The organism is Ideonella sp. P3_A4 (genome assembly GCF_056403075.1).
Map to the genome: position 1 here is coordinate 1 of NZ_JBFUGE010000056.1, position 20,662 is coordinate 20,662.

General features: G+C 67.2%; 18 protein-coding genes and 1 pseudogene. 7 read left to right on the plus strand and 12 right to left on the minus strand.

Annotated elements, in window-relative coordinates:
• Window positions 1-117 precede the first annotated feature (117 nt).
• Together folE and AC1DYI_RS08480 are read left to right on the plus strand one after the other, a co-directional pair.
• Complete coding sequence (folE, locus tag AC1DYI_RS08475; protein WP_477203655.1) at window positions 118-864, plus strand: GTP cyclohydrolase I; 747 nt, start codon at window positions 118-120, stop codon at window positions 862-864.
• Between the two features lie 3 nt (window positions 865-867).
• Window positions 868-1,293 carry a BLUF domain-containing protein gene (locus AC1DYI_RS08480; RefSeq protein WP_477203656.1) on the plus strand — a complete coding sequence of 142 codons (426 nt, stop codon included), beginning with the start codon at window positions 868-870 and terminating at the stop codon, window positions 1,291-1,293.
• A gap of 93 nt (window positions 1,294-1,386) precedes the next feature.
• Here AC1DYI_RS08480 and AC1DYI_RS08485 read toward each other — a convergent pair whose 3' ends face one another.
• From AC1DYI_RS08485 to AC1DYI_RS08525, 9 genes and pseudogenes are all read right to left on the minus strand, one after another.
• Window positions 1,387-3,714: a TonB-dependent receptor domain-containing protein gene (locus AC1DYI_RS08485; RefSeq protein ID WP_477203657.1), complete on the minus strand. Its 2,328-nt coding sequence runs from the start codon at window positions 3,712-3,714 to the stop codon at window positions 1,387-1,389.
• Window positions 3,711-3,935 (minus strand): annotated as a pseudogene (locus tag AC1DYI_RS08490) (TonB-dependent receptor plug domain-containing protein); the annotation flags it as partial. The pseudogene AC1DYI_RS08490 and the gene AC1DYI_RS08485, both read right to left, overlap by 4 nt.
• Entirely contained in the window at window positions 3,860-4,216 is a 357-nt protein-coding gene (locus tag AC1DYI_RS08495) for a hypothetical protein (RefSeq protein ID WP_477203658.1), read from the minus strand. The pseudogene AC1DYI_RS08490 and the gene AC1DYI_RS08495, both read right to left, overlap by 76 nt.
• Window positions 4,217-4,370: 154 nt before the next feature.
• Window positions 4,371-4,940: a LemA family protein gene (locus AC1DYI_RS08500; protein WP_477203659.1), complete on the minus strand. Its 570-nt coding sequence runs from the start codon at window positions 4,938-4,940 to the stop codon at window positions 4,371-4,373.
• The gene (gene queC, locus AC1DYI_RS08505; protein WP_477203660.1) at window positions 4,940-5,641 is read right to left on the minus strand and encodes a 7-cyano-7-deazaguanine synthase QueC; all 702 of its coding nucleotides are present in this window, start codon (window positions 5,639-5,641) and stop codon (window positions 4,940-4,942) included. Before queC ends, AC1DYI_RS08500 begins: the two co-directional genes overlap by 1 nt.
• Window position 5,642: 1 nt before the next feature.
• Entirely contained in the window at window positions 5,643-6,242 is a 600-nt protein-coding gene (locus AC1DYI_RS08510; RefSeq protein ID WP_477203661.1) for an arsinothricin resistance N-acetyltransferase ArsN1 family B, read from the minus strand.
• Window positions 6,239-7,519: a glutamate-5-semialdehyde dehydrogenase gene (locus AC1DYI_RS08515; protein WP_477203662.1), complete on the minus strand. Its 1,281-nt coding sequence runs from the start codon at window positions 7,517-7,519 to the stop codon at window positions 6,239-6,241. Before AC1DYI_RS08515 ends, AC1DYI_RS08510 begins: the two co-directional genes overlap by 4 nt.
• Before the next feature lie 48 nt (window positions 7,520-7,567).
• Window positions 7,568-9,724: a hypothetical protein gene (locus AC1DYI_RS08520; protein WP_477203663.1), complete on the minus strand. Its 2,157-nt coding sequence runs from the start codon at window positions 9,722-9,724 to the stop codon at window positions 7,568-7,570.
• Window positions 9,725-9,952: 228 nt separating this feature from the next.
• On the minus strand, window positions 9,953-10,936 hold the full coding sequence (locus AC1DYI_RS08525) for an AEC family transporter (RefSeq protein ID WP_477203664.1): 984 nt from the start codon (window positions 10,934-10,936) through the stop codon (window positions 9,953-9,955).
• A gap of 172 nt (window positions 10,937-11,108) precedes the next feature.
• On the opposite strand from AC1DYI_RS08525, the gene AC1DYI_RS08530 reads away from it, so the two are divergent.
• From AC1DYI_RS08530 to argG, 3 genes are all read left to right on the plus strand, one after another.
• Window positions 11,109-12,038: a ketopantoate reductase family protein gene (locus tag AC1DYI_RS08530; protein WP_477203665.1), complete on the plus strand. Its 930-nt coding sequence runs from the start codon at window positions 11,109-11,111 to the stop codon at window positions 12,036-12,038.
• Window positions 12,039-12,188: 150 nt separating this feature from the next.
• Entirely contained in the window at window positions 12,189-12,779 is a 591-nt protein-coding gene (locus AC1DYI_RS08535) for an outer membrane beta-barrel protein (RefSeq protein WP_477203666.1), read from the plus strand.
• Between the two features lie 157 nt (window positions 12,780-12,936).
• Entirely contained in the window at window positions 12,937-14,289 is a 1,353-nt protein-coding gene (gene argG, locus AC1DYI_RS08540) for an argininosuccinate synthase (RefSeq protein WP_477203667.1), read from the plus strand.
• A 27-nt stretch (window positions 14,290-14,316) separates the two neighbouring features.
• On the opposite strand, the gene AC1DYI_RS08545 is transcribed toward argG, so the two are convergent.
• Together AC1DYI_RS08545 and AC1DYI_RS08550 are read right to left on the minus strand one after the other, a co-directional pair.
• The gene (locus AC1DYI_RS08545; RefSeq protein ID WP_477203668.1) at window positions 14,317-15,108 is read right to left on the minus strand and encodes a LytR/AlgR family response regulator transcription factor; all 792 of its coding nucleotides are present in this window, start codon (window positions 15,106-15,108) and stop codon (window positions 14,317-14,319) included.
• Window positions 15,105-16,367, minus strand: a complete 1,263-nt coding sequence (locus AC1DYI_RS08550; protein WP_477203669.1) for a sensor histidine kinase — start codon at window positions 16,365-16,367, stop codon at window positions 15,105-15,107. The genes AC1DYI_RS08545 and AC1DYI_RS08550 overlap by 4 nt, the downstream gene beginning before the upstream one ends.
• 17 nt (window positions 16,368-16,384) lie before the next feature.
• Between AC1DYI_RS08550 and AC1DYI_RS08555 the strand changes: the two genes are divergently transcribed.
• The gene (locus tag AC1DYI_RS08555) at window positions 16,385-17,188 is read left to right on the plus strand and encodes a hypothetical protein (RefSeq protein ID WP_477203670.1); all 804 of its coding nucleotides are present in this window, start codon (window positions 16,385-16,387) and stop codon (window positions 17,186-17,188) included.
• Window positions 17,189-17,240: 52 nt separating this feature from the next.
• Here AC1DYI_RS08555 and AC1DYI_RS08560 read toward each other — a convergent pair whose 3' ends face one another.
• Window positions 17,241-19,826 (minus strand): DNA topoisomerase III, encoded by a 2,586-nt coding sequence (locus tag AC1DYI_RS08560; RefSeq protein ID WP_477203671.1) that lies wholly within the window; start codon window positions 19,824-19,826, stop codon window positions 17,241-17,243.
• A gap of 122 nt (window positions 19,827-19,948) precedes the next feature.
• Between AC1DYI_RS08560 and AC1DYI_RS08565 the strand changes: the two genes are divergently transcribed.
• Window positions 19,949-20,488 (plus strand): SET domain-containing protein, encoded by a 540-nt coding sequence (locus AC1DYI_RS08565; protein WP_477203672.1) that lies wholly within the window; start codon window positions 19,949-19,951, stop codon window positions 20,486-20,488.
• Window positions 20,489-20,662: the final 174 nt, after the last annotated feature.

The following is a 20,662-nucleotide window of genomic DNA, read 5'->3' on the forward strand; positions in this document are numbered from 1 at the left end:
CCCCGCGGGAGTCTACCCAGCGCCGATCGGCGCACCGACGGGAAGCACCCGTCGCACCAAGGTTGAACTTGCTGGCCGACAATGACGGTCCGACCTGCAGCCGGCCAAGGCGACCGCATGCCCCAAGACCACCCCTCCGACAAGCCGCGCACACCGGCCCTGATCCTGCACGAGGCCGACCTGGCCCAGCTGCCAGCGTCCGAGCGCATCCGCTACCGGCTGATCGGCGCCGACAGGCGTTACCACGCGAACGACAACATCTCGGCCTTCGTGCGCGAAGGCGAGCTCGACGAGCTCAAGGCCGAGGTGCAGGAAAAGATGAGCGAGGTGCTGAAGGCGCTGGTGATCGACACCGACAGCGACCACAACACCCAGAACACCGCGCGCCGGGTGGCCAAGATGTTCATCGAAGAGGTCTTCCGCGGCCGCTATCAGCCGATGCCGTCGGTGACCGAGTTCCCGAACATCTCGCGCCTGAACGAGCTGATGATCGTCGGCCCGATCACCGTGCGCAGCGCCTGCTCGCACCACATGTGCCCGATCCTCGGCCGGGTCTGGATCGGCGTGCTGCCCAACGAGCACTCGAACCTGATCGGCCTCTCCAAGTACGCCCGCATCGCCGACTGGATCATGACGCGGCCGCAGATCCAGGAAGAGGCGGTCATCATGCTGGCCGACGAATTGCAAGACCGCGTCAAGCCCGATGGCTTGGCCATCGTGATGGAGGCCGACCACTTCTGCATGCAGTGGCGCGGCGTCAAAGACAACGACTCGGCGATGACCAACAGCGTGATGCGTGGTGCGTTCCTGAAAGACGCGAACCTGCGGCGCGAGTTCCTGTCGCTGCTGTCGAAGAAGGAGTAGCCCTTGTTAGTCCGCCTGATGTACGCCAGCCGCGCTGCCAAGCCGCTGGACCCGGAAGAGCTGGCGCAGATCCTGCGCCAGGCTCGCACGACCAACCCCAAGCTGGGGGTTACCGGCGTGCTGTGCAGCTCGGGCGAGCTGTTCATCCAGGTGCTCGAAGGCGGCCGCGCGGCCGTGAACCGGCTCTACAACCGCATCATTGCCGACACCCGCCACACCGAGGTGACGCTGCTGTCGTACGAGGAAATCGATGAGCGTCGCTTCGCCGGCTGGGCGATGGGTCAGGTCAACATGGCGCGGCTGAACCCGGCGTTGATGCTGAAGTATTCGGAAACCGCGACGCTGGACCCGTACGCGGTCTCAGGCAAGGCRGCGGTGGCGATGTTCGACGAGCTGGTGGCGACGGCGGCGGTGGTCTGCCAGGGCTGAAATCCGCTTTCGGATTCGGAAAGAAGAAAGGCGCCCGAGGGCGCCTTTTGTTTTGCGTTCGTGCGGCCACCGCGAGGGCGGCCGTCGTTCGCATCACAGGAACTTGTACTGAAGGAAGACCTTCAACATGCGTCCCTGCGGGTCGGTTCGATCGGGGGGCAGGACACCGCCCAGGCCGAACGCGCGCACGTCCACCGGCGGACGCTGATTGAACACGTTGCGGATGTTGAAGCCCACCACCATGTTCTTCACGCCGGAGTAGGCCAGCGAGTAGTCCCAGCGCTCGTATTCGCGGACACGGCAGTCTCCAGGCAAGAACTCGTTGTCCGCACAAGCGGCCGGCGACCAGACGTCGTCGTTGTAGTCCAGTTGCAGCCTGGTGCTGCTGTTCCAGACCAAACGCAGCGACTGGTCGAAGGGCCCGGTGCGCAATCCACCCGTGACGCCCAGGACCCAGCGCGGGAAACCATAGCGACCGGCCAGGTTGTCGCCGTAGCCATTGAGGGCTTCGCTCCACTGCTGGTAGTTGGTCGTGTAGGTCGCGTCGACGTCCAGCGACAGCGGCCCGGCCGGGGTCGCGAATTCACCCTTCACCGAGAGGTCCACGCCCGAGGTGCGGGTCTGGAACAAGTTCTCGAACCTGCTCGTCACCGAGCTCAGCGAGCCCTTGGTGACGCCGTACTTGTCGAACTCGCCCAGGGCCTGGCTGAAAGTGGGATCGTGCGCAAAGTCGGTCGATCGGGTCAGGGTGTTGGCGGGCAGCGAGTCCTCCACTGCCAGCAGGTCCTGCGTACCGCGCTGGCTGATTTCGTTGCGGCGATGGATATTCCAGTAGTCCATCGTCACGCTCCAGTGCCTCAAAGGCTGGAACGCCACGYCCAAGGTCCATGATCGCGAAGTTTCCGGCTTTAGTTCCGGGTTGTTGCTCGTGATGGTGAATGCGCTGCGATCACATTCGTTGCCGACCACGCTATCCGCGCGGATCAGCAGCAGCGCCTTGTTGGGGTCGGTGTCAGGAAGACCGGCAGCCTGTTCGATCAAGTCTTCCCGCAGCTGGTTCGCCTGTGGGCAGCGTTGCGGGTCGCTGATGTTGGGTTCGAACGAGTACTTGGTCGACTTGGCGCTTTCGGTCAGGTTCGGGGCGCGGAATCCGCCTTCGAAAGTGCCGCGCAACAGGAACTCGGGAACGGGCTGGAAGCGCAGGCCGAGCTTGGGCGAAAAGTGGGCGTCGAAGCCCGGGAAGCGGTCCACCCGACCGGCCACTTGTGCCTCGAGCGACTTCAGGATGGGCAGGCTCACTTCGGCGAATACCGCGCCGTAGTTGCGCGACGCATCCGATGCGCTGACGCCATAACCCACGATGTCGCCCGACATCAAGTTTTCCAAGGGAGCGATTTCCGCACGTTCGTGGCGCAAGTCGAAGCCAGCTGCCAGACCCACGGTGCCCGCATCCCATTTGGCCAGATCCGTCGTGACCTTGCCGTCGAGGAAGGTCTGCGTGATCTTGCCGTTGTAGCCGTACACCGGGAACAGCCGGTCGATGACCTGCTTGCTGTTTTGCCCAGCGATGCGGTAACCGTTTGGCTTGTTGAAGAAGTCCGCGGGCGCTTCATCACCGGAGTAGTCGCCGATCATTTCGACGAAGCCGCTGTCGCTGAAGGCGCCACGCTGCCTGTCTTTCGTGCTGCCGCCCATCATGCCGGCCGCGATTTCCCAGTCGTACTGGTCCCAGGCACCCTGGAGACCGCCGAGCACGCGATATTGGCTGGTCGTCGTGTGCTCGTACGCCGGCCCGTCGGCGAATCGATAGCGGAAATCGACTTCTTCGTCGGAGGGATTGAGCGGGTGGTGGGCCGGCAGGCCGTGGTAGTAGAAGGTCTTGATTTCCTGGGTGTCCGGGTCCCCCCACTGAATCGGCACTCCCACGAACGGGCCATAGGCCTGGTAGGCACCGTTGTAGGCGGCCGCGATGCGCGAATAGAGGACTTCGCCAAAGGCGGTCATCTCACCCAGGCGCAGCTTGCCGGACACGAGCAGGTTGGTTCGCTCCGTGGGCGGCGTCACTTCCAGCCGAGACAGCCGGTCATACAGGCAGAATCCCGCCGCGTCGACTTCCTTGCACCCATCGAGCGCGACGCCATTGACCCAGCCTGGATAGCCATAGGTCGACGGAGCGCCATAGCGCGCCGAATAGTTGTTGTAGTAAGGATTGGCGTCGTCGAAGACATCGCGCCAGAAGCTTCCATCGCGCTTATAGAACTCGACGTTGGCTAGCAGGTTGTACCCGTCGGCAGCGAGGTCGCCGAAGCCACCGGTCAGCGAAGCACCCTTGCTCGCATACTGGCCGTTCTTCAGCGATTGCTGTGCGTTGACGTTGGCTTGCAGGCCGTTGAAGTTCGAGCGCGTGATGATATTGATCACGCCCGCCACGGCATCCGAGCCGTACAGGGCGGAGCCCCACTCTTGAGGATTTCGATGCGCTCGATGGCATCCAGCGGCAGCGTATCGATGTTGCTGAACACTTCGCTGTAGTCGGCCAGCGGATATGCAGCGATACGACGCGAGTTCAGCAACACCAGCGTGCTTTGCTTGCCAAGGTTGCGCAGCGATGCCGAGGATGCCCCGGCGAGAAAGTATTGCTGCCGCCGATGTCCGTCAGGCTTCCGGCGCTGCTGTTGCTGGAAAGCGTCTCCAACATCTCGCGCACGGTGGTAGCACCGGTGCGCTGGATGTCTTCGCGCTTGAGCACCTGTACCGGCGAGGCCCCTTCAGCGTCGATGCGCTTAATGCGGCTGCCGGTAACTTCGATCTTCTGCGGGTTGGTGTCTTCCTGGCTCCAGGCGCCCGTCGCAAGGCTGGCGCAGGCGAGCGCCAAGACGGTGCGCCGGATCGCGGGGCGGGAAGCCTTGTGGCGATGTGGCATGAGGGAGTTCACGAAGGGTTGAAGAACTCTTCACGCTAAGCAACATTCGCCGCGCCGAAACATCGGGTTCACACCTGGATCCCAAAACGGCTGATATTTGTTGACCCAAATGCCGTTTCAGCAGCGAATCTGCGGCCCAAGCGTGGCGTTTTGCCTACAGCCGGGAAGCGGGCCTCATGCCGAACAGCCGCGCGACCGCCCGCGTCGGGATTTCTTCCAGCGCCGCGTTGTAGGCCTCGGCCGCATCGCTGAACAGCTGGCGCGCATAAACCAGCCGAGGCGCCAACTCCACCAGCTGGCGCTGTAGCGGCAGCACCGGCTCGCTGCCGGCGAGCTCGGGGTGTTGTTCCAGCAACGCCTGCAGCCGCGCCAGCGGCGAGGCCAGCTCGGCTTCGGCCAGCACCCAAGCGACCAACGCCGGTGAGTGAGAGGGGCGGGCGCGCACGGTCACGGCCGCGCTGCGCTGGCGCTGCTCGGCCTGGCTCAGCGCCGTGAGCGTCATGCCTTCATCGACCAGGTGCTCGCGCACTGCGTCGGTCAGCGCCTCCAGCAGGAAGCTGCGGCGAGCGAGCAGCTCATCGATCTGGGCCCACGCCAGGCCGATGGCGCCGCGCAACCGAACGAGGCGGTTGTAGGCCCCAACCATCCAGAACAGCAGCACGGCCGCGCCACCCACTTTCAGCAGCAACGGTCCCCAGCTGGCCCAGTCGAAACCGGACTCCATCAGTGTTCTGCTCGCCAAGCCGCGTGGCCGGCCGCCCGCAGCGCGCAGGCCGGGCATTCGCCGCAGCCATAGCCCCAGGCGTGGCGTTGGCCACGGTCACCCAGGTAGCAGGTGTGGGTGTGCTCGACGACCAGCTCGTTCAGCGCCGCGCCGCCCAGTTGGTCGGCCAGTGCCCAAGTCTCAGCCTTGGTCAGGAACATCAGTGGCGTCTCGATCGTCAGCGGCGTGGCCAGGCCCAGCGACAGCGCGACTTGCATCGCCTTGAGCGTGTTGTCGCGGCAATCGGGGTAGCCGGAGTAGTCGGTTTCGCACATGCCGCCGACCAGCACGCTCAAGCCTCGCCGGTAGGCCAGCGCGGCGGCGAAGGTCAGGAACAGCAGGTTGCGGCCTGGCACGAAGGTGTTGGGCAGGCCATTGGCCTGCATCTCGATCGCCCGCTCGCTGGTCAGCGCGCTGTCGCCGATCTGGCCCAGCAGCGTCAGGTCGAGCAGGTGGTCATCACCCAGCCGCGGCGCCCACTGCGGGAACTGCGCCAGCAGCTCGCGCCTCACCGTCTGGCGGCAGTCCAGCTCGATGCGGTGGCGCTGGCCGTAGTCGAAGCCCAGGGTTTCGACGCGCTCGAAGCGGCTCAAGGCCCAGGCCAGGCAGACGGTGGAGTCCTGCCCCCCAGAGAACAAGACCAATGCGTGGCGGCCGGTCAACTCAAGTCCCGCCACCGATGGACCACTCGGTGTCGGCCCACAGCGGCGCCTGCACCGCCAGCACCACCTTCACGTCGACCGGCTCGGCCGGGTGTTCCTCGACCCGCGGCGCGTTCGGCTGCAATGCGCGTTGGTACCAGGCCACGTCGTGCCAGCGGCTCAGCTTGTGGCCGGCGTCGCGGTAGACCCCGACCGGCTCGTAACCCATCGACTTGTGCAGCCCGACGCTGCTCTCGTTCGGCAGCGTGATGCCGGCGTAGGCACTACGGAAGCCTTGCTGAGCCAACAGATTCAGCAAGGCAACGTACAAGCGACGGCCGATGCCGCGGCGCCAATGGTCCTCGTGCACATAGACCGTGGTCGTGACCGACCAGCGGTAGCAAACCCGCTGCGCGAACGCGGCGGCATAGGCGTAACCGACCACCGCCCCGTCGGCCTCGTAGACCAGCCAGGGCCAGCGCGGCAGCGTGTGGACGATGCGCTCGGCGATCTCTGCCGGCCCAGGCGGCACCGACTCGAAAGTGATGGGCGTGCCCTGCACGCAGGGCGCATAGATTGCCGCGATCGCGGTCGCGTCGGCCTCGGTTGCCAGTCGGATCATTGCCTCACCTCCCCTTGGCCCAACACCACCCATTTCATCGAGGTCAGCCCTTCCAGCCCGACCGGGCCGCGGGCGTGGAACTTGTCGGTCGAGATGCCGATCTCGGCGCCCAGCCCGTATTCGAAACCGTCGGCGAAGCGGGTGCTGGCGTTGACCATCACGCTGGCCGAGTCGACCTCGCGCAGGAAGCGCATGGCATTCGGGTGGTTCGTCGTCAGGATCGCATCAGTGTGGTGCGAGCCGTGGCGGTTGATGTGGGCGATGGCCTCGTCCAGCGATGCCACCTGCTTGACGCTGATGACAGGCGCCAGGTACTCCTCGTCCCAGTCGGCTTCGGTTGCGTCGACGAGCTTGGCGCCGGGCACTGCAGCAAGCAGCGCCTTGCTGGCCGGGCAGCAGCGCATCTCGACACCCTTGGCGGCGAAGACCGCACCGATGCGTGGCAGGAAGGCCGCCGCAGCGCGCTCATGCACCAGCAGCGATTCGGTCGCGTTGCAGGGGCTGTACTTCTGCGTCTTCGCGTTGTCGGTCACCGTCACCGCGAGGTCCAGGTCGACTTCGGCGTCGACATAGGTGTGGCAGTTGCCGTCCAGGTGCTTGATGACCGGCACCTTGGCCTCGGCGGCGATGCGCTCGATCAGGCCCTTGCCGCCGCGCGGAATGATCACGTCGACCGACTCGGGCATCGTGATCAGGCGCCCGACGGCCGCACGGTCGGTGGTCTCGACCAGTTGCACCGCTTCAGGCGGCAGGCCGGCGGCGGCCAGCGCCTGCTGCACCAGCTTCCACAGCGCCAGGTTCGAATGGATGGCCTCGGAGCCGCCGCGCAGGATGCAGGCGTTGCCGCTCTTGATCGCCAGCGAGGCGGCCTCGATCGTCACGTTCGGCCGGCTCTCGTAGATCATCCCGAACACGCCCAGCGGCACCCGCATCTGGCCGACGCTGATGCCGGTCGGCCTGCGCTTGACGCCGGTGATCTCGCCGATCGGGTCGGACATCGCGGCCAGTTGCTCACAGCCTTCGGCGACGGTCGCGAGCACCTTGTTGGTCAGGCGCAGCCGGTCGACCATCGGTGCGGCCAGGCCGGCAGCTTCAGCGGCGGCAATGTCGCGCGCATTCGCGTCGGCCAACGCCGGGCCGCTGTCACGCAGCAACCGCGCCAATTCGGTCAGCGCGGCGTTCTTCTCACGCGTGTCGGCGCGCGCCATGCGCGTGCTGGAAGCGCGCGCCGCAGCGCCCAGGTGGGCCATGTAGGCCGGAATGTCGTGCGCGGTCATGATCCGATTTTCTCTGAATCGCGAATGGCCCCTGTGGCCACCCGCGCGTCAGAGCAAATAGGCGGCAACCTTGCGCACCCGCGCTTCGGCCAGACCGAAGGCGCCCGAGCGTTGCTCGGCACGCGCCGCGGCCAGCTCGCCCCCCACCAGCAGCTGAGCGGTCAGCCCGGCCTGCTCGGGCCGGGCTGCTTCGGTCGACTGGCGCAGCATGGCCTTCAGCGCCTCGAAGCGCTCGGCCTCGCCGGCCTCGGCCTGCATCAGGGCCAGGCTGGTCAACGCCCGGGCCCGGTCGGCACCGTGCAGCGCATCGGCCGCGGTGGCCAGCTGGGCGGTGACCTGGAACAACTCGGGCTGGGCGATGTCCCCGGCGCGCGAGGCCAGCGCACGCAGCTCTTCGGCCTGGCGCGCCGGTGAGCCGTTCTGGGCCCAGGTTTTCAGCGCATCGGCCAGCAGCTTTTCGGCGCGGGACGGCTGGCCCATCAGGTCTTGTGCCCGGGCCCGCAGCGCCTGCAGCTGCAGCACGGCATGGCCGCTGCGCGCCTGGCCTGCCAGGGTGTCCAGCTGCCCGGCCAGTGATTGCGCCTGCTGCCAGCGGCCCAGGCGACCATGACGGGCCAGCTGCGACAGCAGCAGATCGCCGGTGTCGACCAACCAATCGTCGATCGCGGCCTGACGTTGCCCGCCATCACTGACGCTCTTCAGCGCTTCGCCAGCGTCGGCCAGGCAGGCCAGCGCCAGCGCGTCCGGGATGTTGTCGTGCTTGGCCAGCACCGTCGCGACGCTGCCCATCAACGCCGCCCGCGCCACCGGCGACTCGATGCCGTGCACCAGGCTGCGCAGCGACGCGATGTTGCGGTCAATGGCCGGGCCGTTGGCTTCGCGCAGGCTCCAGGCCAGCAACAGCACCTCGGCCCGTTGGGTGCTGCCGCTGACGGCCGGGTCACCGCTGAGCAGGGCGTCCGAGCGCAGGCGGCCCAGCACTTCGCGGGCCCGCCCGGACTGACCGAACTCGGCCAGCTGAACCGCCATGTCGGCGGTCAGCGTGGCACGCAGCGCAGCCGGCAGCAGCGCCGCACCGTTGTTCGCAGCCCCGGTGGCCGACGGGCCGGCCGAGGTCGGCGACGCCGCCGCCTGCGCCAGCTTGGCCGGCAGTTGGTCACCCGGCAGCAGCAAACCGGCCCCGACCTTGGCGCCCTGCATCTGGGCCACCGCCTGCTCCAGCGTGACGCCGCGGCCCTGCGCCCGCTCGGCCTTGGCCAGCTGGGTCAGCGAATCCGCGGCACCGCTGCCACTTTCATCGGCCGTCCCCAGCAAGGCCGCCGAGGCGCTGGATGCGGAAACTTCGGCCAGCGCCGGCGGCGCGCCCACGGCCACCAGAACCTTGTCGATCGACTGGGTGGTGTTGACCTGGGTCTCGGCCGACGCCAGCCAGGGCAGCGACAGCCGGCCCAGCACAAACGCCGCTGCGCCCACGGCCACCAGCGCGACGCCCCACAGCAGCGGCGCCAAGCGGCGCGGCGCGGCACGTGCAGGCGCCGGCGTGCGCCCCATCGGCGGCGGCAAGGTCGACGGCGGTTGCGTCGCAGGTCGGGTGGTCGGCGGGGAAAAAAGCGTGTCGTCGTCTTCGCCCGGCCCCGCTTCCAGGTTGAACTCGAAGTCTTCCGGGTCTTCGACGCGCTGGCGCTCCGGCGGCGGCGGCGACGCCCTGCGCTCGGCCATCGGCGGCGTCGGTGCAGGGGCGGCGGCCGGTGCCGGCGGGCTGGGCGGGGGAGCCACAGGTGCCGCGGCGGCGAAATGCATGACCGGCGGTGGCATGACCGGCGGCGGAGCAATGGGCGATGGGGCGGGCGCGCCGACCGCCAGCGCCGTCATGTCGGCCGACTCGTACGACGCGTCAGGAATCACCGGCGCGCTCGACGCAGCCCTGGGCGCGGTCGACACGCGTTTGACCTCGACCTTCAGCCCGGCCAGGCTCAGCTGGTGTTCAGTCTTGCGGGCCCGCTGTTCGTCGATGCCCTTGCGCACCTGCACCACCGGCACCTGGTGCAAGGCGGCGCAGATGCTGGCCCCCTGTGCCGGCGTCAACCCCGCCTGCTCGACGCGCTGCTGCGCCTCCTCGGGGCTCATGCCGCGGGGCAGGCGGATGAACACATCGAAGCGAGGTTCTGCAGCGAGCGGATATGGCGGGTTGAGTCGACTGTCCATGAACGGTTCTGTACAGCAGGCCAGATCCTGGGCGGATCCCTCGAACCCGCCCGCGCCCGCCTACTTCCTCGGCGCCAACGATGGCGTCATTCTTTCACGCCGGCGCCCGGCGCGGTATGCCCCGTCCTGCGGGACAACCCGTCAACCGATGTTACTGGAGCCTCTAGGTCCAGGCATCGCCTGTCCCATCCCCCGAGGGGATCAAGAAACTAGGGGCGGCCCGTCGTTTCATGAGAAAGCGGTCAGTAACCACAGCCAGACCGGCGCGGTGGCGACAAAAGCCAGTGTCGAGATCACGTTGACGGCCGTCGTTTCGGCTTCCTGCGCCCGGTAGCGCTGGGCGAACATCAGCGCGTTGGTACCCGAGGGCAGCGCGGCCAGCATCACCACCACCTGCAGCGGCAGGCCCCGCAGCCCGAACACGCCCCAGGCCACCACCCAGACCAGCGCCGGCTGCACGACCAGCTTCAGCAGCGTCAGGCCCAGCGCCCCGCCCAGTGAGCGCGGGAAGCCGAGGTAGGCGAGCGACATGCCGATCAGCGTCAAGCACAGTGGCACCACCGCGCTGCCCAGCAGTTGCAGCACCTCGTCGACCGGCCCCGGCAGCGGCACACCGGTGGCCTGCCAGGCTGCGCCCGCCAACACGGGCAGCACGACCGGATGGACCACCGTGTTGCGCAGCGTGGTCAACAGCACCGAGCCCAGGCCGCCGACGCGTGTGGAGCCACGCGACTGTTCACGCGCCAAGTCGAGTTCGACCAGCGTCGTGGCCACCAAGAGCAGCACCAGCGCATGCACGCTGACCAGCGCCAGATGCAGTCCCAGGCCGGTTTCGCCAAAGACACCGGCAGCGATCGGGATGCCGATCTGCAGCGAGTTGCCAAAGGCCACGGTGATCGCGCGCACCGCGGGCGCTGCGGCCGGCAACCCACGTTCGGCCCGGCGCCAGCGCTGGGCCGCGTAGTGCACCAACATCAGCGCCACCACCGGCACGAAGAAGGCCGCGATCATCGGCCAGGGCAGCGCGGCCGGATCCAGTCGGGCCGTGGTGCGGAAGAACAGCGCCGGCGCGAACATGAAGAACGCGGCGTTGGACAGCACCCGCGCCGGCTCGGCCTCGGCAGAGCCCAGCCAGCGCAGGCGGCCGACGAGGTAGCCGAAGCCGACGATCAGCATGATCGCCAGCAGCTTGTAGCCGATCGCCGACGACATGCTCAGGTGCCCCGGCCGCGGCGACCTGTGGTCGTTCGGCTCAGGCCGCGTGTCGGTTGCGTGGCAAGGGCGATAGGCATGGGCAGCCCGGATGATGCCGGCAATCGGGCCGCGCCCTGTTCGTAGTGCCCGCAGCCGGCCTGCTGCGACGGCTTGCGGTATGGTCGTCCCCATGAAAATCGGCGTGATGGGCACCGGGGCAGTGGGCGGCTACTACGGGGCGATGCTGGCGCGCGCCGGCGTGCCGGTGGTCTTCATCGGTCGGCCGGCGCAGGTGGCCAAGTTGCAGGACGAGGGCCTGCGGGTGCAGGCGCAGGGCTTCGACGAGCGCTTCCCGGTCCAGGCCAGCGCCGACGCCGCCGCGCTGGCCAACTGCGCGCTGGTGCTGTGTTGCGTCAAGTCCGGCGACACCGAGAGCGCCGGCACCCAGATGGCGCCGCATCTGCCGCCGGATACGGTGGTGCTGAGCTTGCAGAACGGCGTCGACAACGCGGCCCGGCTGGCGGCGCGGCTCGGCCCGTCGAACCAGGTCGCGGCGGCTGTCGTCTACGTCGCGGCCGAGATGATCGCGCCGGACCATGTGCGCCACCACGGCCGCGGCGAGCTGGTGCTGGCGCGCTGGGCGGCGCACGGCGACCAACCGTCACCGGAGGCGGTGCAGGCCCTGTTCGCGCAGGCCGGCGTGCCCGTTGAATTGGCGCCGGATGTGGACGCCGCGCTGTGGAGCAAGCTGGTGCTGAACTGCGCCTACAACGCGCTGTCGGCGATCAGCCGCCTGCCTTACGGCCAGCTGGTGCAGGGTGACGGTGTGCAGCCACTGATGCGCGACATCGTCGCCGAGTGCGTCGCCGTGGCCGAGGCCAGCGGTGTGGCCCTGGCCGACCCGTGGCCGGCGGTGCAGCGCATTGCTGCGACGATGCCCGGCCAGTTCTCGTCGACCGCGCAAGACCTGATGCGTGGCAAGCCGAGCGAAATCGACCACCTGAACGGTTTCGTCGTCCGGCGTGGCCAGGCGCTGGGCGTGCCGACGCCGGTCAACCGGGCGCTGCACGTTTTGGTGAAGTTGCTGGAGTCGGCACCGGGCAATTTGTGCAGCGACTAGTGCCGCCTCGTTGTCAATGCGCAACTACCCGAAAAACTGACACACCCGACCGCTAGGATCGCGCCCAGCGCGCTCACCGTTGTGGCGAGCGCGCTTTTTCATGCACCCACGCGGCCACTCAGGCCGCAGCGATCCTGAGAGGGAGAAACCATGCAAATCAAGACTGTTCTGACCGCAGCCACGCTGGCGCTGGCCGCCACCGCCCCCGCTTTCGCCGCTGAAGGCTTCCGACCGGTGGTCGGCGTCGAACTGACCGGTGGCGGCAAGACGCTGGTCGAAGTCGAATTCGAGGGCGACCGCCCCAACCAGAAGATCTCCAGCGGCGGCCTGACCCACATCTTCGGTGGCGTCGAGTACCGCGACCCGAACGGCCACTTCGCGATCCAGACCACGATCGGCTACCACTTCGACCGCGTCGACGCGAAGAACGCCTCGCTGAGCTTCTCGCGCGTGCCGCTGGAGGTGCTGGGCTTCTGGAACGCCAACGAGCACATCCGCCTGGGCGGCGGCCTGCGCAAGGCCTTCAACTCGCGCTTCGAAACGTCCGGCGACGCCAGCAACAACTTCGATGACTTCAACATGAAGTCGAGCATCGGCTTCGTGCTGCAGGGTGAGTACCTGTTCGGCGAGCACATGAGCGTGTTCCTGCGCTACGTCAACGAAAACTACAAGAGCAGCCACCTGGTGGGCGGCGAGGTCGACGGCGACCACGGCGGCCTGGGCTTCAGCTACAGATTCTGAGTCCCCACGGCCCCTTCCGGGGCCTGCCCCCGGGAGGGCTCGTGCAGCGGACTGGCGAAGCCAGATCCGCGCACGCCACTTGATGGGCGGCGGCGCTGCGCGCGCCTGGAACACCCACCGGCCACCCTAGAATCGACGGGTTAACCCGGAGAACCCAGTGGCCGCCACGATCTTGCAAAAGCTTCCCGCCGGCGAACGCGTCGGCATCGCCTTTTCAGGCGGCCTGGACACCAGTGCCGCCGTGCACTGGATGCGCGCCAAGGGCGCCATCCCCTGCGCCTACACCGCCAACCTCGGCCAGCCCGACGAGTCGGATTACGACGAGATCCCGCGCAAGGCCAAAGCCTACGGCGCCGAAATCGCCCGCCTGGTCGACTGCCGCAAACTGCTGGTCGCCGAGGGCATTGCCGCCCTGCAGTGCGGTGCCTTCCACATCTCGACCGGCGGCGCGACCTACTTCAACACCACCCCGCTCGGCCGCGCCGTGACCGGCACTGCGCTGGTCGTCGCGATGCGCGAAGACGGCGTCAACCTGTGGGGCGACGGCTCGACCTTCAAGGGCAACGACATCGAGCGTTTCTACCGCTACGGCCTGCTGGCCAACCCGGCGCTGCGCATCTACAAGCCCTGGCTCGACCAGACCTTCATCGACGAACTGGGCGGCCGCAAGGAGATGAGCGAGTACCTCATCGCCAACGGATTCGACTACAAGATGAGCGTCGAGAAGGCCTACTCGACCGACTCCAACATGCTGGGCGCCACGCACGAGGCCAAGGACCTGGAGTTCCTGAACAAGGGCCTGCACATCGTCAATCCGATCATGGGCGTGGCCTTCTGGCGCGACGACGTGGCGATCAAGGCCGAGACTGTCAGCGTGCGCTTCGAAGAAGGCGTGCCGGTCGCGCTGAACGGCCGCACCTTCAGCGACTCTGTCGCGCTGTTCGAAGAAGCCAACCGCATCGGCGGCCGGCACGGCCTGGGCATGTGCGACCAGATCGAGAACCGCATCATCGAGGCCAAGAGCCGCGGCATCTACGAAGCCCCGGGCATGGCGCTGCTGCACATCGCCTACGAGCGCCTGGTGACCGGCATCCACAACGAAGACACGATCGAGCAGTACCGCATCAACGGCCGCCGCCTCGGCCGCCTGCTGTACCAGGGCCGCTGGTTCGACCCGCAGTGCCTGATGCTGCGTGAAACCGCGCAACGCTGGGTCGCCCGCGCGATCACCGGCGAGGTGACGCTGGAACTGCGCCGCGGCAACGACTACTCGATCATGGACACCGTCAGTCCCAACCTGACCTATGCGCCCGAGCGGCTGTCGATGGAAAAGGTCGAGGACGCGCCGTTCACGCCGGCCGACCGCATCGGTCAGCTGACGATGCGCAACCTCGACATCAGCGACACGCGCGCCAAGCTGGGCATCTACACCCGCGCCGGGCTGCTCGGCGCCGGCTCGGACGGCAGCATCCCGCTGCTGACGGGCAGCGAAGGGCCGCTGGCGGATTGAGGGCTGGGCGGCAGTTGCCGCCCGCTGTCATCGCCCGATCTCTTCGAATGCGCTGCTGAAGCTGCGGCTGAGCGTCAGCCGGCTGCCGTCCGACATCATCACCAGGCGGTCGCCGCCAAACCAGGGCAGCAGCTTGCGCACGTGGTCCACGTTGACCACGTGCGAACGGTGGATGCGGCGAAAGCGCGCCGGGTCCAGGCGCTCGAGCAGGCCGCTCAGTGTGTCGCGCATCAGATGGTTGCCGGTGGCGGTGTGCAGGCGCACGTAGTTGCCTTCGGCCGCCACATGCACCAGGTCGGCCACCCGCACCGGTTCGCGAGCATCGCCGTTACGCACCCACAAGCGCTCGGGGCGCGCCAGGGTCGGCTGTGCCTGTGTGGCACTCAGCAAGCCGCGTAACCCTTCAGCCCGCGCAGCGTCCACGCCGCCCACCGCAGCGGCCGCCACGGCAGCCCGCACTTTCGCCATCGCTCGCGCGAAGCGCGCCGCATCGAAGGGCTTGAGCAGATAGTCCACCGCGTTCACGTCAAACGCCTCGACCGCGTAGTGCCCGTAGGCCGTGACGAAGACCGTGGCCGGCATGTGCTCGACACCGATCGCCTCGACCACCGCGAGGCCGTTGCGCTCCGGCATCTCGACGTCCAGGAAGACCAGGTCGGGTGCGAGGCGTGCGATGTCCTCGCAGGCCGCCAACCCATTGGCCGATTCGCCGACGACCTGCACGCCCGGCTCTTCGGCAAGCAGCGCCAGCAGGCGCCGTCGCGCGGAGGTTTCGTCGTCGACGACCAGTACTCGAAGCGGTGGCGGGGCGAGCGTCATGCGATGCCCCCTGCGACCTGCAGGCCTGCCGGCAAGGCGCGTTCATCGCCCTGCGATTCGAACGCCGTGTTGGCCTGGCTCGGCACGCGCAAGCGGGCGATCGTGCCTTTGTCTTCGCGCAGCAACTCAAGCCGCCCCTCTTCACCGTACAGCAGCTCGAGCCGGCGCCGGACATTGGCCAGCCCCACGCCGAAGCCCTTGCGCGGCGGCAGGCCGGTGGGGGCATCGTCTTCCACTTCGAGCACCAGCGCACCGAACTCGCTGCGAGCTCGGATCACGATGCGGCCGCCCGCGGCGCGCGGCGCGATGCCGTGCTGAATGGCGTTTTCCACCAGCGGCTGCAGCAGCAGCGACGGCAGCAGCACGTCCTGCAGCTTGTCGGGCACGGCCCACACGACCTCGAGCCGATGTTCGAAGCGGATCTGCTCGATCTCCAGATAGGCCGCGACAAACGCCAGCTCCTGACGCAAGGGGACGATCGTCTCGCCGCCATCCTTGAGCGTCATGCGCAGCAGATCGCCAAGCCGGTTCAGCATGCGCTCCGCGGTGGCCACGTCGTAGTGCATCAGCGAGCCGATCCCATGCAAGGTGTTGAACAGGAAGTGCGGCTGCAGCTGCTCCTTCAGCTGCGTGAGCCGCGCACGCAGGTTCTCTGCCTCGAGTTCGGTCACCTCGAGCTCGCGCCGGCGCGCCAGGCGCATCGCGTCACGCCCTTGGACAACCGCGACGAGACCGGCGTAGGTCATCAGCGCCAGATGGAAGCAGCCGCGGAACGCATCCGCCGCGACCTGCCAGAACGACATCCCCGGGGCGTTCCCGAGGATTCGTGTGGCGATCCATTCGCCGAGCACAACATCCACCAGCGCGAAGGCAGATCCCGCCACGACATGCACGATCCAGCTGCGCAAATCCCTGGTCACAGGCACCCGCCGGATCAGGCGCACGGCCGGCAACCCGATCAATGCCCAGAGCGTGAAGAAGCAAACGTTGTAGACCAGCAGCGGCCAGACCGGGCCGAAGAACACGTCGCGGCAGAAGTTGTAGGTGCCCGCTAACGCCCAGGCGGCGCAGTAGGCAAGACGGGGTGAGGAGCGCAGCGAAAGACGGGGCATCGGGGCGGGGTGGCAAGAACGGCGGTGGCCAGTCTCCCGGAATCCGGCCCCGGTGGCCATCCTGTCCGTCCCTTGTTTCTCACGGCTCGTCACGGGCAGCGCGCATCCGGGGCACCCGCCCGCGATGCTTTGTCCACCTTCGATCACTTCACCTGTGACTGCCCATGCACGCTGCCCGCCTGATCTCGCTTGCTTCTCTGTTTGCCGCGCTGTCCGCCTGCGGAGGCGGCGGTGATTCCGGCGGCACGCCGCCGCCCCCACCGCCGATCGGCACCGCGGGCATCTTCGATGTCGACTACGGCCAGTTCACCGGTGTCTACACGATGCTCGACGACGGCCGCTTCTACGGCATGCATTTCGTCAATGGCGGAGGCATGCTGGCCGGCCATCCCCACGGGCCGCTGAGCACGAACAACTCCACCCACTCACGCGAGCGGATCGCCTGGGCCAACTTCATCGACGACGTTCTGCAAACCGGCACACAGGAGCAAGCCGGCGTGTTCGGCCGGACCTTCAATCCGAGCACGCTGGACGTGTCGATCACAGGCTCGATGGGCAGTTTCAGTGCGACCGCGACGCGGCAGAAGACCTGGGGCAGCGACGACACCCACACGCTCTACAACGACGCCATTCCGCTGGCCTCGCTGGCCGGCAACTACAGCGGCATCGTGCGCACGGTCGGCATCGCGACGCCACAGCAATCGGTCACCGGCTTCGCGCTGGGTGCAGACGGCCACTGGTCCATCACCGCCGCCGGTTGTCACTTCGAGGGCACGCTGGCGCAGTACCGAAGCACAGGCGTCTATGAAGCCGAGGCCACGACGAGCGGCGATGGTTGCCACTTCACCGGCCCGTTGGCCGGGGTCTTGATGCCGACGAGCTATGCGAACGGCGTGCCGCGGTTGGGCCTGCAGCTGGATACGGCGGACAACGCCCAGACGGCAGTCTTCCTGCTGAACAAGCAGTAACGGCCTCGCGATCAGCGCACAAGACGGGCGCCGAGGCGCCCGTCTTGCTTTCTCAGGCCGCGGCCTTCTTGGCCGCCGCCTTCTTCGCCGGCACCTTCGCCGCCCGCGGTTCGAACTCGAAGCTGACCTTGCCTTCCTTCTTGTCGTAGGCCAGGAAAGCCTTGAACTTGCGCTTGGTCTTGTTGGAGACGAAGTTCTCCAACAGGTCGGTCTTGCCGGTGGCCAGCAGCTTGTGGACCTGCTCGTGCGAAACCGGCTGGGTCAGGATGATCTTGCCGGTCTTGAAGTCGCAGGTCACATGCGCGCCCACTGAGTGCTCGCAGACGTAGTTGCTGCCGTGCTCGTAGACGTGGCCTTGGCACTTCGGGCAAGGGCCCAGGCTTTGCTGGTCGGAGAAATCGACGGGCTCGCCATCGTCCTTGGCCTTGTCGTCTTCGCCGAAATCGAACTCGAGCTTCCAGTTCTTGATCTCGTCGTCGAAGACGAGCCTCAGCTCGGCCGTGAACGGCCAGCCGGCCTTGGAACGGAAGCCTTCGAGCGGGCCAATCTTCTTGTCGACCAGGAAGCGCTCGACCTCGGCCAGTTCGAAACTGCGGCTGCCGGGGATCTTGGTGATGCTGAAGTCGCAGGCTTCGCAAGTGAAGCGGCGGTAGTTCTCTTTGACGACGCCGCCGCAGTTCGGGCAAGGTGCCTTCAGCGTCGCGTAGTCGCCGGGGATCGTGTCGCGGTCGTATTCCTTGGCTTTCTTGACGATGCGTTCGGCCATCTTCGCGATGTCCTTCATGAACGCACCGCGTGACAGCCGGCCGTGCTCGATCTCGGCCAGCTGGTATTCCCAGTTGCCGGTCAGCTCGGGCTTGGTCAGGTCCTCCACCCCCAGGCCGCGCAGCAGCGTCATCAGCTGGAAGGCCTTGGCGGTCGGGATCAGCTCGCGGCCTTCGCGCAGCATGTACTTCTCGAGGATCAGGCCTTCGATCACCTGGGCCCGCGTGGCTGGTGTGCCCAGGCCCTTTTCGGCCATCGCCTCGCGCAACTCGTCGTCGTCGATCAGCTTGCCGGCGCCTTCCATTGCTGAGAGCAGCGTTGCTTCGGTGTAGCGCGCCGGTGGCCGCGTGGCGAGTGCAACGATGTTGATGCCTTCGTTGCTCACCGTTTCGTTCGGCTGCACCGGCACCAGGTTCGCGTCTTCGTCCTGCGCTTCCTTGCCGTAGACGGCCAGCCAACCGGGGTTGACCAGCACCTTGCCGTTGGTCTGGAAGCTGTGCTCGCCGACCTTGGTGATGCGGGTCGTGACCATGTACTCGGCCGACGGGAAGAACACCGCCAGGAACCGCTTGACCACCATGTCGTACAGCTTGGCTTCGGCCTCGCTCAGCGACTTGGGTGCCTGCAGCGTCGGGATGATGGCGAAGTGGTCCGAGACCTTGGCGTTGTCGAAGACACGCTTGGTCGGCTTCACATAGCCTTCCTTGATGCCTTTGCGAGCGTGCTCGGCCAGTGCCTGCAGCGGGCCGGGCAGGTCCTCCTCGGCGATCATCTTGAAGGTGTCCTTGACGACCGCCAGATAGTCTTCGGGGAGGTGGCGCGAGTCCGTCCGAGGGTAGGTCAGCACCTTGTGCTTTTCGTACAACGCCTGGGCCAGACTCAGTGTGGTCTTGGCCGAGTAGCCGAAGCGGCCGTTGGCCTCGCGCTGCAAGGTGGTCAGGTCATACAGGCCCGGGCTGGCCTGGGTGCTGGGCTTGGCCTCTTCGGTCACCGTGCCGGGCTGGCCGCGCACCGCGTCGGCAATGGCCTTGGCCTCGGCTTCGTTCCACAGGCGGTCGGCGCGGCGGTCCGAGACCGGCACGTCGGCCAGGGCCCCGCCACCGGCCGGGTCGTCCTTCTTGTACTTCGGGTCGAACCACTTGGCCTCGTAGTCGCCGGCCGCGGCGCCGAAGCCAGCCTTGATTTCCCAGTAGTCGCGCGGGACGTGCTTGCGGATCTTTTCTTCGCGCTCGACGACGATCGACAGCGTCGGCGTCTGCACGCGGCCGACTGTCGTCAGGAAGAAGCCGCCATCGCGTGAGTTGAACGCGGTCATCGCCCGCGTGCCGTTGATGCCGACCAGCCAGTCGGCCTCGGACCGGCTGCGCGCCGCATCGGCCAGGCCCAGCATCTGCTCGTCGGTGCGCAGCGCGGCAAAGCCGTCGCGGATCGCCTGCGGCGTCATGCTCTGCAGCCACAGTCGCTGCACCGGCTTGTCGATCGCCTGCTTGGCGCCGCCAGCGAACTGGACGATCAGCCGGAAGATCAGCTCACCTTCGCGCCCCGCGTCACAGGCGTTGATCAGGTCGGTCACGTCCTTGCGCTTGACCAGTTTGACCACCGCCGACAGCCGGCTCTTGGCCTTGTCGATCGGCGCCAGGTCGAAGTGCGGCGGCACCACGGGCAGGTGGGCAAAGCTCCACTTGCCACGCTTGACGTCGTACTCCTCCGGCGCCTTGATCTCGACCAGGTGGCCGACGGCCGAGGTGACGATGTAGCGATCGTTCTCGAAGTGATCGGCCGCCTTCTCGAACTTGCCGGCCACAGGCGTCAGCGCCCGGACGATGTCCTGGGCGACGCTGGGTTTCTCCGCGATGATCAGTGATTTGCTCATTTACTTTGCCGGTCTGGCACGAGACCGCTTGGCCCGTGCCTACAATTTGCCTTCTCGCGCACGCACGCACGTACATGCCTGTACACACGTGTGCGCACGCGCCCACAGATTCAATGTACCCAATGAAGCCGGTCAAGCAAGCCCGTCCTGCCAACACCCCACGCGCCACGAGCCGCAAGAAGGCCGACGGCCGGCGCATCCAGGTGCGCCGCAGCGGCGTGCACGGCAAGGGCGTGTTCGCGCTGCAGCCGATCGAGCCGGGCGAGACGCTGATCGAATACGTCGGCGAGGTCATCAGCTGGGACGAGGCGCTGGACCGCCACCCGCACGACCCCAGCCAGCCCGACCACACCTTCTACTTCCAGCTCGACGATGGCAAGCAGGTCATCGACGCGTTGTACGGCGGTAACGCCGCGCGCTGGATCAACCACGCTTGCGAGCCTAACTGCGAAGCCGACGAGACCGAAGGCCGCGTCTACATCAAGGCCTTGCGCCCGATCGAGCCAGGCGAAGAGTTGTTCTACGACTATCGTCTGTCGATCGACGAACGCCTGACGCCGGCGCTGAAAAAACGTTTCGAGTGCCGCTGCGGTGCCGACACCTGCCGCGGTACCCTGCTGCTGACCAAACGCGCCGCCTCGGGTTCTGCCCGCCGCAGCTGATATCGAGCATGGACACGCCCAGCGCCCACCCCCTTCCCGGCCAGTCGGCCGGCGCCGAGCATGGCGGCCACCATGGCACCTGGGGCATCCAGCCGCTGTGGGAGCAGCTGAACCCGCTGCTGCCCGGCGTCTCGATCGAAGTGGTGGACCGGCTGCCGTCCACCAACGGCGCGC